The organism is Paenibacillus sp. PAMC21692 (genome assembly GCF_014303795.1).
Taxonomy (GTDB): domain Bacteria; phylum Bacillota; class Bacilli; order Paenibacillales; family Paenibacillaceae; genus Pristimantibacillus; species Pristimantibacillus agaridevorans.
Map to the genome: position 1 here is coordinate 7,884,745 of NZ_CP060293.1, position 19,707 is coordinate 7,904,451.

Below are 19,707 nucleotides of genomic sequence, written 5' to 3' on the forward strand. Positions count from 1 at the left end.
AAAATCTCCCCCAGCATGGCAATCTCGTTGTTGTAGAAATTCTCCATCTTATTGTAATCGGCACCGAGCCAATCAACAACGACTTTTTCCGCGAAATGGTTCCTTCCCATCGGTCTCCGGGATGATTTTGCGTAAAAATTCGTCTTATCGCTTGACTCTCCCCTATACGTCACAGTTTACTATTAGAAGCACAAGCCTGACGCAACATATGGAAGGAGCGGTCGTTCCCGTGTATAAAATAGGCAAGCTGGCGGCAGATGCCGGCATTACGATCCGCACGCTGCGCTACTATGATCGAATGAACCTGCTCAAGCCGTCGCTCGTCTCGGAATCCGGCTATCGCTATTACACCATGGACGACGTTCTGCGCTTGCAGCATATCACGACCCTCAAGCATCTTGGCTTCACGCTTGCAGAGATTAAGGCCGTCCTCGAAGACGCCGAGCAAACAACGGGCAGAGCGGATGCCTGGAGACAAGCCATTCGCCTCCAAATCGAAGCCGTACGCAACGAAGTCGAGAGGCTTAATCTGCTGGACCGCATGCTGCATACGACGCTCTACACGCTGGAAATGCGCGGAGACGTCAACGCAACCGAAGTATTAGGCTTCATTCAGCAGATGGCGCATCACGAGAAGATCGACAAGGATAACAAAATTCGTGCAAGCCTTCGGAAGTCACGGTTCCAGCCGGAAGAAATCGAAATTTTGGAAGAGCTTCCGCGACTGGATACGGACGACCCCCGTAATATGGCATGGGTCACCTTGCTTCGCGAAGTTCGCGAGCAGAGCCACGCTCCCCCGAATCCCGAGGTCGAGCATCGTCTCGCGGCACGGCTGGTCGATATCGGAGAAGACTGGTTCCGCGGCAACGACGAGACGCTGGACAAGTATTGGGAGTGGATACGCCCCGAACAAGGCAACGAAGCAAAGGTATTGGGACTCGACTCCGAGACGATGGCGTTTATCGATCGGATCGTGGACAACTATTTGGCGAAAGTCCAACAATAAGGAATGAAAGAAGGGAATCATCGTGAGCGAAACAATCGAACGGAAAGCTCCGCCTAAAGCGGCAAAGCCCCTGTCCAAAAATCGTGCTTGGCTGTACGTCATGGCCGGCGGAGGGCTTGAAATCATATGGGCAATGGGCTTTAAATACGAGGCCGTGCCCTCCCTCGTCGTGCTGATCTCCCTGCTGCTCAGCTTCGACCTCATCATACGCGCCACCAAGGTGCTCCCTATCGGAACGGTCTACGCCGTATTCGCGGGCATAGGCACGGTCGGAACGGTCGTGGTTGAAGCCGTCATGGAAGGCACCATCAGCACCGCCAAGGTGGGCATAATTCTGCTATTGCTGCTCTTCATTATCGGATTGAAGCTTAGCGCTGGAGGGAGCGAACAGAAATGAACGAAGCATGGTGGTTATTAATCGGGGCCGGCTTGATGGAGATTGTCGGGGTCATCGGAATCAAGCGCGTCGCGGAGAACAATAACTGGACCAATAATCTGATCCTGATCGGCGGATTCATAATCAGCTTTCAATTGCTGCTCGGCGCGCTGGAGACGATTCCGTTATCTACCGCTTACGCCGTGTGGACGGGAATCGGCACGGTAGGGGCAGCCGTAGTGGGCATGACCTTCTTTAAGGAATCCAAGAGCCTGCTGCGTATCGTCTGCATTGCAGGCGTCATTGGCTGCGTCATCGGACTGAAATTAATTGGTTGAACACTTGCGCGGCATGCTTCGGACGATGCCGTTTTCGCACTTGCACGCTCACATAGCCGGAAACGCATGTCGGCTGACAGACATCGCCTCGGAACCCTCCAGCATGGACTTTACCAGCCGCATATAATCCAGCGACTTCTGCCATTGCTGCCATTCCGGCCTCCAAGCGAAACGCCGGCCGCTTAGAGGAACCAACGCTTCTACTCGAGAAGGCAGCCGGCCGAACGCGCACATGCCGAATACGACGGTCATGTGGAAGTACAGCTCCAACGACTCCGGGTTTTCGTCGGCGACCAGCTTTTGGACGATATAGCCGCCTTCCCCGTCGGCCTGATCTTGCACAGTGATCAGGTGGAATTGCTGCGTCAGCTCCATGTCCAGCTCCTCCACATATACCGTGAACGACTCGAAGCGCGCCATTACCTCTCCATCGCACGGGTCCTGAACCAAAAACCTCTGCAAATGCCGAATGATATCGCAACGCGTCTGAAGATAATGTTCGCCGGAGTGGAACAGTTGATGCCGGTTGGAGAAGCTGCGCAGGCACGCTTCTTCCACCAAGGCTTCCGTCCGTTCTTGCCGAGGCACCACGCAAATATCATGGACCGCGAGGCATGCGGACAGAAGCACGAGTCTAGGCCAGCCCTCCTTGCGTCTCCCCTTCTCGCCTTGACTGCTTGGGGATTCCCCTCCTCCTCGAAGCATTTGCTCGATCTTAACATCTTCGATTCGAACGAGCGGCGGCATCAGCTTTTGCACAATGCACCTGCCACTATTGCCCCCATACGCTTGCCTTCTTCCTTCTCTTCGCCCGAAGCATTGTATTCGAACTTCAGGCTGGGACATACGATCGACGCGCCAAGCTCCTGCAGCTTTGCCTCGATCAGATCTACCGCCCCGCAATATACGGGATAGCTCGTGTCGCCGGAACCGAACGCCGCCGCTTGCTTGCCGGACAGGTCCAATCCATCCATATCCTCGTAAAAATCAAGGAATTCATCCGGCAGCTCGCCATCCCCCCATGTATATGCGCCTATAACGATAGCATCGTATTCCAGCAGCTCCGCCGGTTTGGCGTCATAGGCTTCCTTGCATACGACCTCGAAGCCCGATTCCTTGGCGCCTTGTGCAATCGCCTCCGCCATTTCTTCGGTATTGCCCGTCAAGCTTGTGTACAGCACGATGACCTTCGGCATCTGCAGGCTCCTCTCCCGAATCCAGCCGCACGTAATACGGCATGTTCTCTACTATATCTCGATGGACTGAACGCCCTGGAACAGCGTCGCCATATATAACCTTTCTCCTTGCACGTCGACATCCGTCACGGGAAAGCCCAGCTTGACGGACATCAGGACGAGCCGATCTGCCACGTAAGCCAGCGAAAATAGGCCCTGATCCGTGCAGACATACACGTTCTTGCCCTTGGTGGTCACGGAGAAGATAAACTTCCCTCCGAATGTGATCCGGTCGAATCTGCCTTGCTTATCGCCGACAAGCAGCTCGCCCTCGTCGCTCGCGCCAATCAGATGCCCGCGGAATACCGCAAGACTGCTGACCCTCCGCCCCAGCTCGAACTCCGCCCACTCATCCATAAACCGGTCGTATAGCGAGATCCCGGTCTCATGGCCGACAATGACGTACTGAGGCAGGTTGATAAAATCATAGATTCGTTTCCCCTCGCATGCCAGCAAGCCCCACTTGCTTCCCGTGCGCATCCAAAGTCCGTTATCCGTAGCCGCATAACGCGCGCCGCCGATGTTGCGGTATTGATAACAGGGCAGCGCGAGCCCGTCGTTCTCCCATTGCTCCCCCGTCCATTCGTAAAGCCCTTTGCTCGTGCAGGCGTGGAGATGCTCATGTTGAAGCTGAAGCCGATGAACACTGGCCGAATCCGGCAGTCCTTGTCCAAGCTTATCCCAATTGGAATTTCCGTCTATTTCATATACGCCGTAACCGACCGAACCCGCATACACGCCGTACGGGGTCGCTTTCACCGACGAGAACGGGAACAGCAGCCAGTTCCACGGTTTATGGGTATCCGTTCGCATGGATTGATTTCCCCTTAAGATTATATTGATAATGATTATCACTTTCATAAACATCATAGCTATTCTCCGTTTTTTTGTCAATGCCTGGCGTTTGAAATGCGATGACGGCGTACTTGCCCGAGATCGCCCATTTTTCGTAAAAATAGTCGAGCGCCTACCGATTCGGGCTATTGCACCCAATCACGAATGCCTATCCCGCCGTAAGATGGATAAACAACTAGGAGGTGCTTAAACTGAAACAACCATTCAAAAATAGAAACCGCTCCGCGAAGAAGCAGCTCGTCTTCGTTAGCAAATACAGCGGCGGCGGATCTTCCGCAAAACATAAACACACAGGCAAAAGAAACGGCAAGAAGAGAAAACGAATCGTCGTTCAAGCAACCGGCAGCGAAAATCGACACCGGCATCCCGACGACTGGATAGGCCCAATCGGACCGACCGGGGCAAACGGAGAAAATGGTCCTCAGGGGGAACGCGGGGAACGCGGCGAGCGCGGCAAAAAAGGCGATGACGGCGAACGCGGCAAACGTGGACATACGGGAGCAACGGGAGCAACAGGTCCAGCGGGGCCTCAGGGAATTCAAGGAATTCAAGGAGTTCCGGGGATTCCGGGAATTCCGGGACTGCCAGGACTTCCAGGGCAGGTGGGCCCAATGGGTCCAATGGGCCCTGCAGGCCCGGCTGGGGCAGCCGGGGGGCCACCCGGCGCGACTGGAGCAACTGGTGCCACGGGAGCCACAGGCTCACAAGGACCCATTGGAGCTCAAGGGCCTCAAGGCGCGCAAGGCTCGGTCGGCCCTCAAGGTCCTCAAGGTTTCCGAGGCGATCAAGGTGTTCAAGGACCTCAAGGCGCCGTTGGCCCACAGGGACCCCAAGGTCCTCAAGGTCCTCAAGGACCTCAAGGCAATGCCGGGCCGGTCGGTCCACAAGGTCCGATAGGCATCGGTCTTGTAGGCCCGACAGGCGCTACCGGAGCGACAGGGGCCGTTGGCGGGCAAGGGCTGCCAGGGGTACAAGGACCACAAGGGAATGCCGGGGCTACGGGCGCAACCGGAGCAACCGGAGAGATTGGACTCCAGGGACCTGTCGGACCACAAGGGCCACAAGGCAATGCTGGACCTCAGGGAACGCAAGGAGCGGCTGGACCTCAAGGACCACAGGGACCACAAGGACCGATCGGAGCGACAGGTGCAACCGGCCCTGCCGGGCCTACCGGCGCTAATGGTCTCCCAGGCTCTAACGGTGCCACGGGGGCCGCCGGAGCTGCAGGCGCGACGGGTCCGACGGGCGCCGACGGGGCTGCAGGTGCGACTGGAGCGACTGGCGCTGACGGGGCTACGGGCGCAACCGGTCCGACGGGCGCTGACGGGGCTACGGGCGCAACCGGACCGGCAGGCTTTGGGGCTACGGGCGCAACCGGACCGGCGGGCGCTGACGGGGCTACGGGCGCAACCGGTCCGACGGGCGCTGACGGGGCTACGGGCGCAACCGGACCGGCGGGCGCTGACGGAGCTACGGGCGCAACGGGTCCGACGGGCGCCGACGGGGCTGCAGGTGCGACGGGAGCGACGGGAGCAACGGGCGCTGACGGGGCTGCAGGTGCGACGGGAGCGACGGGCGCTGACGGGGCTGCAGGTGCGACGGGAGCGACGGGAGCAACGGGCGCTGACGGGGCTGCAGGTGCGACCGGTCCGACTGGACCTACCGGAGCCGACGGGGCCGCAGGTGCGACGGGAGCAACGGGCGCTGACGGGGCTGCAGGTGCGACGGGAGCGACGGGAGCAACGGGCGCTGACGGGGCTGCAGGTGCGACCGGTCCGACTGGACCTACCGGAGCCGACGGGGCCGCAGGAGCGACGGGAGCAACGGGCGCTGACGGGGCTGCAGGTGCGACGGGAGCGACGGGCGCTGACGGGGCTGCAGGTGCGACGGGAGCAACGGGCGCTGACGGGGCTGCAGGTGCGACCGGTCCGACTGGACCTACCGGAGCCGACGGGGCTACCGGTGCAACTGGTCCTACGGGCGCTGATGGAGCAACAGGCGCCGCGGGTCCAGGTACTATCATTCCTTTCGCTTCCGGCCTGCCTCTTGTGCTGGCATCTACGGTAGGCGGATTGGCGTCAACAGTTGGCCTTGTCGGTTTCGGCAATAGCGCTCCCACCATTCTGATAGCGGGCAATAGCATCGATCTGACAGGCGGCGCCGGCACGTTGTTGAACTTCGCATTCTCCGTGCCAAGAGACGGTATCATCACATCAATAGCCGCTTTCTTCAGCACAACTTCGGCCCTCTCCCTTCTCGATTCGACGGTTACCGTCAGCGCTCAACTGTTCGGCACCCCTGTACCAAGCAATACGCTGACAGCCGTTCCTGGAACCGAAGTTGCCCTCTCCCCTCCATTGACAGGCAATTTAGCCATCGGCCAGCTTTTGGATGGCTTGTTGACAGACCTCGCTGTTCCAGTAACAGCAGGAACAAGGCTATTGCTGGGCTTTACGATCACGACAACTGGCTTGACCCTTGTCAGTACGGTCGCCGGATATGGAAGTGCGGGCATTACGATCGAATAACGACATCCTCATAGACCAATAAGCCGTAGAATCGGCTTATTGGTCTTTTCCCCATTTTTATCAGCAATATGAACGTATGGACATCATCTATGAACATATACAGGTTGTTTTCTATTCCTCGAATTAGCCGGTAGATTCGCACATTTTACTTACTTAATAATCGAAAATCTGAAACTTCTTCCCAAACGCACATACAAAATCCCCCACCACCTCGTACTATGAAGAAGCTCAAAAGGAGGTGTTTCAACTGGATAAACCAACAAAAAAAAATCGACAAATCAAACTAGTGAACATGAAAAAGAAGAATAACAGTCAATCTATCAGCATTCATGCCAGCTCTTCCAACAAACACGGCAAGAAAAAAAGCTCCAAAAAAGAAAAGAAAGTCGTTGTCGTCAAACGTTGCAGAAGACCTGTCGGACCTGTCGGACCAACCGGAGCCACCGGACCTACAGGAGCGACCGGCGAACGTGGACGCCGCGGCAAACGCGGTGATGACGGCAAACGTGGTGATGACGGCAAACGCGGCAGAACTGGCGCAACAGGACCTGCTGGAGCCCAAGGTGCTCAAGGACCTCGTGGATTAGCAGGCGCGACGGGTGCCACTGGAGCTACGGGCGCACCAGGTACGATGGAGGGACCAATATTTAATGTAATCGGTGAAGTGGGCAGAGCAGTCATGGAGGTCGGCGACGACCTGATCTTTGTATCCGATACGCTGGATATAACGGTTACCGAGGGCTCCGCAATCGTTCGTATCGAGGACCCATACCTTGGCGAGACGGGACCGACTGGTCCTACGGGGCCTACGGGAGCGACTGGGACAACCGGTACTACGGGAGCCACGGGCAATGATGGCGCGACGGGTGCAACAGGAGCTACGGGAGCCACGGGAATGACCGGTACGACGGGAGCTACGGGCAATGATGGCTCTACGGGTGCTACCGGAGCTACCGGAGCGACTGGAATGACCGGTGCCACGGGAGCTACGGGCAATGATGGCTCTACGGGTGCAACCGGAGCTACCGGAGCGACTGGAATGACCGGTGCCACGGGAGCTACGGGCAATGATGGCTCTACGGGTGCAACCGGAGCTACCGGAGCGACTGGAATGACCGGTGTCACGGGAGCTACGGGCAATGATGGCGCTACGGGTGCAACCGGAGCTACGGGAGCGACTGGAATGACCGGTGTCACGGGAGCTACGGGCAATGATGGCGCTACGGGTGCTACCGGAGCTACGGGAGCGACTGGAATGACCGGTGCCACGGGAGCGACGGGCAATGATGGCTCTACGGGTGCTACCGGAGCTACGGGAGCGACTGGAATGACCGGTGCTACGGGCGCCGATGGCTCTACGGGTGCAACCGGGGCGGACGGCGCTACGGGAGCGGCTGGAGCTACCGGTGCTACGGGCGCTGATGGCTCGACGGGTGCAACCGGGGCGGACGGCGCTACGGGAGCGGCTGGAGCTACCGGTGCTACGGGCGCTGATGGCTCGACGGGTGCAACAGGTGCTACTGGACCTACTGGCACGGATGGCGCTACGGGAGCGACTGGAGCTACCGGTGCTACTGGCGCTGATGGCTCGACGGGTGCCACCGGAGCTACTGGACCTACTGGCACGGATGGCGCTACGGGAGCGACTGGAGCTACCGGTGCTACGGGCGCCGATGGCTCTACGGGTGCAACCGGGGCGGACGGCGCTACGGGAGCGGCTGGAGCTACCGGTGCTACGGGCGCTGATGGCTCGACGGGTGCCACCGGAGCTACTGGACCTACTGGTGCGGACGGCGCTACGGGTGCTACTGGATCAACCGGGGCGGACGGCGCTACGGGTGTGACTGGAGCTACCGGGGCTACGGGCGCTGATGGTGCTACCGGATCGACGGGCGCTACTGGCGCGGATGGTGCTACTGGATCAACAGGAGCTACTGGAGCGGACGGTGCTACTGGATCAACAGGAGCTACTGGAGCGGACGGTGCTACTGGATCAACAGGAGCTACTGGAGCGGACGGTGCTACTGGATCAACAGGAGCTACTGGAGCGGACGGTGCTACTGGATCAACAGGAGCTACTGGAGCGGACGGTGCTACGGGTGCTACTGGATCAACCGGGGCGGACGGCGCTACGGGTGCGACTGGAGCTACCGGTGCTACTGGCGCTGATGGCTCGACGGGTGCCACCGGGGCGGACGGCTCTACGGGTGCGACTGGCTCGGATGGTGCTACTGGAGCTACTGGAGCGACGGGTGCAACTGGCGCCGACGGTGCTACAGGGGCGACTGGAGCTACCGGTGCTACTGGCGCTGATGGCTCGACGGGTGCCACCGGGGCGGACGGCGCTACGGGTGCGACTGGCTCGGATGGTGCTACTGGAGCTACTGGAGCGACGGGTGCAACTGGCGCGGACGGTGCTACAGGGGCGACTGGAGCTACCGGTACTACTGGCGCTGATGGCTCGACGGGTGCCACCGGAGCGGACGGCGCTACGGGTGCGACTGGCTCGGATGGTGCTACTGGAGCTACTGGAGCGACGGGTGCTACTGGCGCGGACGGTGCTACTGGATCAACAGGAGCTACTGGCGCGGACGGTGCTACTGGATCAACAGGAGCTACTGGCGCGGACGGTGCTACAGGGGCGACGGGCGCTACTGGTGCGGATGGTGCTACTGGCGCTACTGGCGCTACTGGCGCGGATGGTGCTACTGGCGCCACTGGAGCTACTGGCGCGGATGGTGCTACTGGCGCCACTGGAGCTACTGGTGCGGATGGTGCTACTGGCGCGGACGGTGCTACTGGATCAACAGGAGCTACTGGAGCGGATGGTGCTACTGGATCAACAGGAGCCACTGGCGCGGACGGTGCTACTGGATCAACAGGAGCTACTGGAGCGGATGGTGCTACTGGATCAACAGGAGCCACTGGCGCGGACGGTGCTACAGGGGCGACGGGCGCTACTGGCGCGGACGGTGCTACTGGATCAACAGGCGCTACTGGTGCGGATGGTGCTACTGGCGCCACTGGAGCTACTGGCGCGGATGGTGCTACTGGCGCCACTGGAGCTACTGGCGCGGATGGTGCTACTGGCGCCACTGGAGCTACTGGCGCGGATGGTGCTACTGGCGCGGATGGGGCTACTGGTGCTACAGGCGGCGGCGGCGCGATTATTCCATTCTCGTCCGGCGAACCACTTGCAGTTACCGTTCTTGTAGGCGGCCTTGTAGGTCTGCCTGGTTTGATCGGCTTCGGAGGATCTGTTCAGGCATTGACTGTGCTTGGCGGAACAATCACGGTTACCGGCTTGACCAACTATGCGTTCTCATTACCGCGGGACGGCGTCATTTCGTCGTTGTCCGGTTATCTCGCCGCTACAGCGGGACTAACGCTTCTGACTCCACTGACGTACCGCTTGCAGGTGTACAGCTCAACTGGGCCAAGCGAAGTGTTCGCTCCGATCCCTGGTGCGCTCGTCGATATCGTCATTCCAACGACTATCACCGTAGGCAGCACGTACAACAACGTCACCACGGGATTGAGCATTCCCGTTACTACGGAAACGCGGCTGCTTCTAGTAGCCAGCGCTACTGGTGGCGGTCTCCTGGTTGCAGGATCAGTCGTCGGATCGGTCAGCGCGGGATTGGCTATCGAGTAACGTACTTTAATAATCTCCGCTCGAATAAAACCAGAAAGCCTCGAAGCCAGTGTAATCACTCGCTTCGAGGCTTTTTCCTTCCCAGAATGGGGATTCGAATCACTTTGATCTACTCCGCCCCAAACGTGACATCCTTAATTTGCATCAGATCTTCGGTAGGCAAATCAAGCGGGCATCACGATCTTTACGAGCAACTCCGAATAATTCTATTATGTATCGGCTTGGTAATATCCCTGAGAAAAAAAACATTCTTTCATACTAACCGATGTGGAGGCGGCTTTTCTCTTAATCCACCAAACTCTAATTCCCATTTAGTCCTACAGAGCCAGACAACAGGCTTATCCCTCTCCCCTGGTAAAAATCAGACTTTCAGCTACGACTAGTTATTAGCACATTTATTTTATTTCTTCAAAAAAGCAGAAGACTGCTAATTCAAACGCACATACAAGAATCACAGACTCTACGTACATTAAAGGAGTATCTGAGGAGGTGTTTCAACTGGATAAACCAACAAAAAAACTTCGACAAATCAAACTAGTGAATATGAAAAAGAAGAATAACAGTCAATCTATCAGTATTCATGCCAGCTCTTACAACAAACATGGCAAGAAAAAAAGCTGCAAAAAAGAAAAGAAAGTCGTTGTCGTCAAACGTTGCAGAAGAGGAACGGTCGGACCGGTTGGACCAACCGGGGCCACCGGACCTACAGGAGCGACTGGCGAACGTGGACGCCGCGGCAAACGCGGTGATGACGGCAAACGTGGTGATGACGGCAAACGTGGTGATGACGGCAAACGCGGCAGACCTGGCGCAACAGGACCTGCTGGAGCCCAAGGTGCTCAAGGACTTCCTGGATTAGCGGGCGCGACGGGTGCCACTGGAGCTACAGGCGCACCAGGTACCATGGAAGGACCATTATTTAATGTAATCGGTGAAGTAGGTACGGCAGTCGTGGAGGTTGGCGAGGACCTGATCTTTGTATCCGACACGCTGGATATAACGGTTACCGAGGGCTCCGCCATCGTTCGTATCGAAGACCCATACCTTGGCGAGACGGGACCGCCTGGTCCTACGGGGCCTACGGGTGCAACAGGAGCTACGGGAGCTACAGGAATGACCGGTGCTACGGGAGCTACTGGCAACGATGGCTCGACGGGGGCAACCGGAGCTACTGGAGCCACAGGAATGACCGGTGCTACGGGAGCTACTGGCAACGATGGCTCGACGGGGGCAACCGGAGCTACTGGAGCCACAGGAATGACCGGTGCTACGGGAGCTACTGGCAATGATGGCGCTACGGGTGCAACCGGAGCTACTGGAGCCACAGGAATGACCGGTGCTACGGGAGCTACTGGCAACGATGGCTCGACGGGGACAACCGGAGCTACTGGAGCCACAGGAATGACCGGTGCTACGGGAGCTACTGGCAACGATGGCTCGACGGGAACAACCGGAGCTACTGGAGCCACAGGAATGACCGGTGCTACGGGAGCTACTGGCAACGATGGCTCGACGGGGGCAACCGGAGCTACTGGAGCCACAGGAGCCACAGGAATGATCGGTGCTACGGGAGCTACTGGCAACGATGGCTCGACGGGGACAACCGGAGCTACTGGAGCCACAGGAATGACCGGTGCTACGGGAGCTACTGGCAACGATGGCTCGACGGGGGCAACCGGAGCTACTGGAGCCACAGGAATGACCGGTGCTACGGGGGCTACTGGCAATGATGGCTCGACGGGAGCCACAGGATCAACAGGTGCTACGGGAGCTACCGGCGCTGACGGGGTTACTGGTGCAACCGGGCCGACGGGCGCAGACGGGACTGCTGGAGCTACTGGCGCTGACGGAGCTACGGGTGCTACGGGAGTCACCGGTGCCGATGGCTCGACGGGTGCAACAGGAGCTACTGGACCTACCGGAGCCGACGGCGCTACTGGTGCTACAGGGGCTACTGGCTCAACCGGATTGACGGGCGCCGACGGAGCTGCCGGTGCTACTGGAGCTACTGGGGCCGATGGCTCGACGGGTGCAACCGGAACTACTGGACCTACCGGGGCCGACGGAGCTACGGGTGCTACAGGGGCGACTGGCTCAACCGGACCGACAGGCGCCGACGGCGTAACTGGAGCTACTGGTGTTACCGGAGCCACTGGAGTCACCGGACCGACGGGCGCCGACGGCGTAACGGGAGCTACTGGTGCTACAGGGGCTGACGGTGTTACCGGAGCCACTGGAGTCACCGGACCGACGGGCGCCGACGGCGTAACTGGAGCTACGGGGGCTGACGGAGTTGACGGAGCCACTGGAGCAACCGGACCTACGGGACCGACGGGCGCCGACGGCGTAACGGGAGCTACTGGTGCTACGGGGGCTGACGGAGTTACCGGAACCACTGGCGCCACAGGTACGGACGGCGCTACGGGTGCTACCGGGGCTGATGGTGCTACAGGGGCGACAGGCGCTACTGGAGCTACAGGGGCTGATGGTGCTACAGGGGCGACAGGAGCTACTGGTGAATCTTTTGGAGCCGTAGGTTTCTCCGCTAGTCGCGATGCTGCAACAGTCACTACGGATGCACAGCTCGGCGGATGGGTCGTAACGACGCCTTACTACGGTGACCCTTCATTTGATCAAGGTACTGGAACATTCACAGCACCAGCAACGGGCAGATATTCTATTAAAGCCACCATTAGCTACTCTACTACTGCAGCGATCACGATCAACTTAGGTCCAGGTATTGACCCGGCATTTGTCGTACAAAATATTACAACAGCGACCCCTCTTATCTCTGGATTGTTTCCTGTGTTGAACGTCAACGTAGCTCTAATCCTTACGTTGAGAACAGTCCTTGGAAACGGAACCGTAACACTAGGCGGAGATGTAGAGCTCACAGCCGGCGATGAGGTAGGTCTCTTCTATGTAGCTGACGGGCTGACAATCGCGCTCAATCTTGGCGGTACGACTGCACCAGTGATCTGGTCGATTCACCAAATCGCTTAATTTTAATTAGAAAGCTTGGCTATGAACTTTGCCGGGCTTTCTTTTTTGTATACTGCACTATAGCTACTAGCAGCCCTCCTCTGTCTCCTCTTCATAACTTGAAAAATAATGATACAAACGTTCCCTAGCTCTCCTCCACTACATAGACTAATTAGGCTACTGACTATAGGGGTGAGGTGAACATGAGTCGGACGAATCGATTCAAAAAGGTTCATTGCTCAAAGCTGATTACCAGTAAGATGCGAAGAATTCAACCTTCTGGGAAAGATCGTATTACTTATTCCACTAGACCAATCAAAAAATGCTGCTTAATTGGTCCGACCGGACCCACGGGTCCAATGGGTCCGGCTGGAGCCAAAGGTAAACGAGGCAAGAAAGGAAAGTCCGGTGCGACGGGACCGACCGGTGCTACGGGAACAATTGACGAAGATTTATTTCGAGTAATTGGTCCGACTGGGGTGGCAACTGTGGCTTTAGGAGAAGATTTGATTTTTGAATCAGATTCTATAGTTATTACGGTCACTGAAGGCTCTGCCATTGTACGTCTTGAAACAACTTGTGGAAATATAGGAGCGACCGGAGCTACAGGGCCAACTGGAGCAACAGGTTCGGCAGGAAGTACCGGAGCAACGGGTTCGGCAGGAAGTACTGGAGCAACGGGTCCCAACGGACCGACCGGGCCAACTGGCGCTGACGGCGCAATGGGTTCCACCGGAGCAACCGGGCCAACTGGCGCCGACGGTGCTACTGGATCCACGGGACCGACCGGCGTTACTGGACCCACAGGGCTGACTGGACCAACTGGACCAACTGGCGCTGACGGCGCTAATGGATCCACCGGAGTGACCGGACCAACTGGTGCCGATGGCGCTATTGGACCCACAGGGCCGACTGGTCCAACGGGTGCTGACGGCGCAACGGGTGCCATCGGAGCGACCGGACCAACAGGTGCTGACGGTGCTACTGGATCCAGAGGACCGACCGGGCCAGCAGGCGCCGATGGCGTTACAGGACCAACGGGGCTGACAGGATCGACTGGCGCTGACGGCGCTACTGGATCCACAGGGCCGACGGGACCAACAGGCGCTGACGGCGTAACGGGTTCCACAGGAGCGTCTGGGCCAACCGGCGCTGATGGCCTTACTGGACCCACAGGGCCGACGGGACCAACTGGCGCCGATGGCGCTACTGGATCCACGGGACCGACCGGGCCAACTGGCACTGACGGCGCAATGGGTTCCACAGGAGCAACCGGTCCAACTGGTGCCGACGGTGCTACTGGATCCACGGGACCGACCGGCGCAACCGGATCCATCGGAGTGACCGGACCAACTGGTGCCGATGGCGCTATTGGACCCACAGGGCCGACTGGTCCAACGGGTGCTGACGGCGCAACGGGTGCCATCGGAGCGACCGGACCAACTGGTGCCGACGGTGCTACTGGATCCACGGGACCGACCGGCGTTACTGGACCCACAGGGCTGACTGGACCAACTGGACCAACTGGCGCTGACGGCGCTAATGGATCCACCGGAGTGACCGGACCAACTGGTGCCGACGGCGTTACTGGACCAACTGGCGCTGACGGCGCAATGGGTTCCACCGGAGTGACCGGTCCAACGGGGCCCACCGGTCCAACTGGTGCCGACGGCGCTACCGGTTCCACCGGAGTGACCGGGCCAACTGGTGCCGACGGCGCTACGGGACCCACGGGGCCGACGGGACCAACTGGCACTGACGGCGCTACGGGTTTCACCGGAGTAACCGGTTCAACTGGCGCCGATGGCGCTACTGGACCAACGGGGCCGACTGGGCCAACTGGCGCTGACGGGGCTACCGGTTCCATCGGCGCCACCGGGCCAACTGGCGCTGATGGCGCTACTGGACCAACGGGATCGACTGGGCCAACTGGCGCTGACGGGGCGATTGGATCCACGGGACCGATCGGGCCAACTGGACCAACAGGCGCTGACGGCGTAACAGGTTCCACCGGATCGACTGGGCCAACTGGCGCCGATGGCGCTGCTGGACCCACGGGGCCGACCGGGCCAACTGGCACCGATGGCGCTACTGGATCCACGGGGCCGATTGGACCGACTGGCGCGGATGGCGCAACGGGTGCCATCGGCGCGACCGGACCAACTGGTGCCAATGGCACTACTGGACCAACGGGGCCAACAGGCACTGACGGTGCTACGGGTTCCACCGGATCGACTGGGCCAATTGGCGCCGACGGCTCTACTGGACCCACGGGGCCGACTGGGCCAACTGGCGCCGACGGCGCTACTGGATCCACGGGACCGACCGGGCCAACTGGTGCCGATGGCGCTACCGGATCCACTGGGCCGACTGGCGCTGACGGGGCTACTGGCTCGACAGGATCGACTGGTCCAACTGGCGCTGACGGGGCTACTGGATTCACCGGAGTGATTGGGCCAACAGGTGCCGACGGCGCTACCGGCTCCACTGGGTCGACTGGTGCTGACGGTGCTACCGGATCCACGGGACCGATCGGGCCAACTGGACTAACAGGCGCTGACGGCGCTACTGGACCAACGGGGCCGATTGGACCGACTGGCGCGGATGGCGCAACGGGTGCCATTGGCGCCACCGGACCAACTGGTGCCGATGGCGCTAATGGATCCACCGGAGTGACCGGACCAACTGGTGCCGATGGCGCTATTGGACCCACAGGGCCGACTGGTCCAACGGGTGCTGACGGCGCAACGGGTGCCATCGGCGCGACCGGGCCAACAGGCGCCGATGGCGTTACTGGATCCACAGGACCGACCGGGCCAACTGGCGCTGACGGCGCTACTGGATCCACGGGGCCGATTGGACCGACTGGCGCGGATGGTGCTACCGGATCCACAGGGCCGACTGGTCCAACTGGTGCTGACGGGGCTACGGGTTCCACCGGAGTTACCGGATCAACGGGGCCGATTGGACCGACTGGCGCGGATGGCGCAACGGGTGCCATCGGCGCGACCGGGCCAACTGGCGCTGATGGCGCTACTGGATTCACCGGAGTGACTGGGCCAACAGGTGCCGACGGCGCTACTGGACCAACGGGGCCGACCGGGCCAACTGGTGCTGACGGGACTACCGGATCCACGGGACCGACCGGGCCAACTGGCGCTGACGGGGCTACCGGATCCACGGGACCGACCGGGCCAACTGGTCCAACGGGCGCCGATGGCGCTACTGGATCCACGGGGCCGATTGGACCGACTGGCGCCGATGGTGCTACCGGATCCATGGGACCGACCGGGCCAACAGGTGCCGACGGCGCTACTGGCTCGACGGGGCCGACCGGGCCAACTGGCGCTGAAGGCGCTACTGGACCAACGGGGCCGACCGGGCCAACTGGCGCTGACGGCGTAACGGGTTCCAACGGAGCAACTGGTCCAACGGGCGCCGATGGCGCTACTGGATCCACGGGGCCGACGGGACCAACAGGCACTGAGGGCGCAACGGGTTCCACCGGAGCAAGCGGTTCAACGGGCGCCGATGGCGTTACTGGATCCACAGGACCGACCGGGCCAATGGGCGCTGACGGCGTTACTGGATCCACAGGACCGACCGGGTCAACGGGCGCTGACGGCGTTGCTGGATCCACAGGACCGACCGGGCCAACGGGCGCTGACGGCGTTACTGGATCCACAGGACCGACCGGGCCAACTGGCGCTGACGGCGTTACTGGATCCACAGGACCGACCGGGCCAACTGGTACCGACGGTGCTACTGGTCCAACGGGTGCCGATGGCGCTACCGGCTCCACTGGGCCAACGGGCGCTGACGGCGCTACTGGATCCACGGGGCCGATTGGACCGACTGGCGCGGATGGTGCTACCGGATCCACGGGGCCGACTGGTCCAACTGGTGCTGACGGGGCTACGGGTTCCACCGGAGTTACCGGATCAACGGGGCCGATTGGACCGACTGGCGCGGATGGCGCAACGGGTGCCATCGGCGCGACCGGGCCAACTGGCGCGGATGGCGCTACTGGATTCACCGGAGTGACTGGGCCAACAGGTACCGACGGCGTTACTGGACCAACGGGGCCGACCGGGCCAACTGGTGCTGACGGTGCTACTGGATCCACGGGACCGACCGGGCCAACTGGACCAACTGGCGCTGACGGCGTAACGGGTTCCAACGGAGCAACTGGTCCAACTGGCGCCGATGGCGCTACTGGATCCACGGGGCCGATTGGACCGACTGGCGCGGATGGTGCTACCGGATCCACGGGGCCGACTGGCGCGGATGGCGCAACGGGTGCCATCGGCGCGACCGGGCCAACTGGCGCTAATGGCGCTACTGGATTCACCGGAGTGACTGGGCCAACAGGTGCCGACGGCGCTACTGGACCAACGGGGCCGACCGGGCCAACTGGTGCTGACGGTGCTACCGGATCCACGGGACCGACCGGGCCAACTGGACCAACGGGCGCTGACGGCGTAACGGGTTCCACCGGATCCATGGGACCGACCGGGCCAACAGGGGCCGACGGCGCTACTGGCTCGACGGGGCCGACCGGGCCAACTGGCGCTGATGGCGCTACTGGACCAACGGGGCCGACCGGGCCAACTGGCGCTGACGGCGTAACGGGTTCCAACGGAGCAACTGGTCCAACGGGCGCCGATGGCGCTACTGGATCCACGGGGCCGATTGGACCGACTGGCGCGGATGGTGCTACCGGATCCATGGGACCGACCGGGCCAACAGGTGCCGACGGCGCTACTGGCTCGACGGGGCCGACCGGGCCAACTGGTGCCGACGGCGCTACTGGATCCACGGGACCGACCGGGCCAACGGGCGCCGACGGCGCTACTGGATTCACGGGACCGACCGGGCCAACGGGCGCCGACGGCGCTACTGGATCCATGGGACCGACCGGGCCAACAGGTGCCGACGGCGCTACTGGCTCGACAGGGCCGACCGGGCCAACTGGCGCCGACGGCGCTACTGGATCCACGGGACCGACCGGGCCAACTGGCGCTGACGGGGCTACCGGATCCACGGGACCAATCGGGCCAACTGGACTAACAGGCGCTGACGGCGTAACAGGTTCCACCGGAGCAACTGGTCCAACTGGCGCCGATGGCGCTACTGGAGCCACGGGGCCGATTGGACCGACTGGCGCGGATGGCGCAACGGGTGCCATCGGCGCCACCGGACCAACTGGTGCCGATGGCGCTACTGGATCCACGGGACCGATCGGGCCAACTGGACCAACTGGCGCCGACGGCGCTACTGGACCAACGGGGCCGACCGGGCCAACTGGCGCTGACGGTGCTACCGGATCCACGGGACCGACCGGGCCAACTGGCGCTGATGGCGCTACTGGATTCACCGGAGTGACTGGGCCAACAGGTGCCGACGGCGCTACTGGACCCACGGGGCCAACCGGGCCAACTGGCGCCGACGGCGCTACTGGATCCACGGGGCCAACCGGGCCAACTGGCGCCGACGGCGCTACTGGATCCACGGGACTGACCGGACCAACTGGCACCGACGGCGCTACAGGACCAACGGGGCCGACCGGGCCAACTGGCGCTGACGGCGCAACGGGTTCCACCGGAGCAACCGGTCCAACTGGCGCCGACGGTACTATTGGATCCACGGGACCGACTGGACCAACGGGTACCGACGGCGTGACTGGCCCGACGGGACAGACCGGGCCAACTGGCGCCGACGGCGCTACTGGACCAACGGGGCCGACCGGGCCAACTGGCGCTGACGGCGCAATGGGTTCCACCGGAGCAACCGGTCCAACTGGCGCCGACGGCGCTACTGGATCCACGGGAGCGACTGGACCAACGGGGCCGACCGGGCCAACTGGTGCCGCTGGCGCTACTGGACCAACTGGTGCTGACGGTGCAACTGGCTCGACGGGATCGACTGGTCCAACGGGCGCTGACGGTGCTACGGGTTCCACCGGAGTGACCGGTCCAACTGGCGCCGATGGCGCTACTGGCCCCACGGGATCGACCGGGCCAACTGGCGCTAACGGTGCTACGGGTTCCATCGGCGCGACCGGGCCAACTGGCGCCGACGGCGCTACCGGACCAACGGGACCGACCGGCAATACCGGCGCTACCGGCAACACGGGACCGACCGGTGCAACGGGGCCAAACTTTGCGACCAACGGATTTTCGGGGCGAATTAATGCGGTATCCGTCAGCACCTCCGGACAACTGGTCAACTGGTCGACGGCCAGCCCCTATTTCAGCAATGCCAACTTTAATGCCGCCACCGGCACTTTCACCGTCCCGACTTCTGGCCGATACTCCATCAAAGCAACGATTAACTACTCCACAGCGGCAGCGATTACCGTCCAACTGGGGGCAGGCGTTAACCCGGCCTTCACCGTGCGCAGAATTACGCCCAGCACAACGGATTTGATTACGGGGATCTTCCCGATCCTGAACGTCAGCATCGCGCTTCTTCTTACTTTGCGCACCATTCTCGGAAGCGGCTCTATTAATATCACGGGAGACGTGACGCTGAACGCGAACGATCAGATCGGTCTCTTTTATGTCGCCAACGGACTTACAATCAATCTCAATCTCGGCGGCTCCGGCAACGAGGGCATCGTCTGGTCCATTCACCAGCTCTCATAGCCGACTGCCTCCCATCGGCCCACGAAAGAAAAAACCCTTCCGGCTTCAAATTAGAAGCGGAAGGGTTTTTCATAATGACGTA

Annotated in this window: 10 protein-coding genes; 7 read left to right on the plus strand and 3 right to left on the minus strand. The window is 60.9% G+C overall.

Annotation, left to right across the window (positions count from 1 at the left end; all coding sequences use genetic code 11):
- Positions 1-229 precede the first annotated feature (229 nt).
- Genes H7F31_RS31410 through H7F31_RS31420 form a run of 3 tightly spaced genes read left to right on the plus strand, consistent with a single transcriptional unit; the run spans position 230 to position 1,723 of the window.
- Positions 230-1,009 (plus strand): MerR family transcriptional regulator, encoded by a 780-nt coding sequence (locus H7F31_RS31410; protein WP_187102043.1) that lies wholly within the window; start codon positions 230-232, stop codon positions 1,007-1,009.
- A gap of 22 nt (positions 1,010-1,031) precedes the next feature.
- Positions 1,032-1,406, plus strand: a complete 375-nt coding sequence (locus H7F31_RS31415; protein ID WP_261800203.1) for a DMT family transporter — start codon at positions 1,032-1,034, stop codon at positions 1,404-1,406.
- A complete protein-coding gene (locus H7F31_RS31420; protein ID WP_187102044.1) occupies positions 1,403-1,723 on the plus strand; it encodes a DMT family transporter in 321 nt (106 codons plus the stop codon). Before H7F31_RS31415 ends, H7F31_RS31420 begins: the two co-directional genes overlap by 4 nt.
- 48 nt (positions 1,724-1,771) lie before the next feature.
- Here H7F31_RS31420 and H7F31_RS31425 read toward each other — a convergent pair whose 3' ends face one another.
- Genes H7F31_RS31425 through H7F31_RS31435 form a run of 3 tightly spaced genes read right to left on the minus strand, consistent with a single transcriptional unit; the run spans position 1,772 to position 3,771 of the window.
- Positions 1,772-2,482, minus strand: a complete 711-nt coding sequence (locus tag H7F31_RS31425) for a hypothetical protein (RefSeq protein WP_187102045.1) — start codon at positions 2,480-2,482, stop codon at positions 1,772-1,774.
- Positions 2,470-2,919 (minus strand): flavodoxin, encoded by a 450-nt coding sequence (locus H7F31_RS31430; RefSeq protein ID WP_108996084.1) that lies wholly within the window; start codon positions 2,917-2,919, stop codon positions 2,470-2,472. Before H7F31_RS31430 ends, H7F31_RS31425 begins: the two co-directional genes overlap by 13 nt.
- A 51-nt stretch (positions 2,920-2,970) precedes the next feature.
- Positions 2,971-3,771, minus strand: a complete 801-nt coding sequence (locus tag H7F31_RS31435) for a hypothetical protein (protein ID WP_187102046.1) — start codon at positions 3,769-3,771, stop codon at positions 2,971-2,973.
- Positions 3,772-4,424: 653 nt separating this feature from the next.
- Between H7F31_RS31435 and H7F31_RS31440 the strand changes: the two genes are divergently transcribed.
- From H7F31_RS31440 to H7F31_RS34410, 4 genes are all read left to right on the plus strand, one after another.
- The gene (locus H7F31_RS31440; RefSeq protein WP_397374775.1) at positions 4,425-6,341 is read left to right on the plus strand and encodes an exosporium glycoprotein BclB-related protein; all 1,917 of its coding nucleotides are present in this window, start codon (positions 4,425-4,427) and stop codon (positions 6,339-6,341) included.
- Positions 6,342-6,633: 292 nt separating this feature from the next.
- Positions 6,634-9,996: a collagen-like protein gene (locus H7F31_RS34400; protein ID WP_187102047.1), complete on the plus strand. Its 3,363-nt coding sequence runs from the start codon at positions 6,634-6,636 to the stop codon at positions 9,994-9,996.
- Between the two features lie 1,185 nt (positions 9,997-11,181).
- Positions 11,182-12,999, plus strand: a complete 1,818-nt coding sequence (locus H7F31_RS34405; RefSeq protein WP_397374777.1) for a beta strand repeat-containing protein — start codon at positions 11,182-11,184, stop codon at positions 12,997-12,999.
- A gap of 701 nt (positions 13,000-13,700) precedes the next feature.
- A complete protein-coding gene (locus H7F31_RS34410; RefSeq protein WP_315970582.1) occupies positions 13,701-19,625 on the plus strand; it encodes a beta strand repeat-containing protein in 5,925 nt (1,974 codons plus the stop codon).
- The last annotated feature ends 82 nt before the right edge of the window (positions 19,626-19,707 follow it).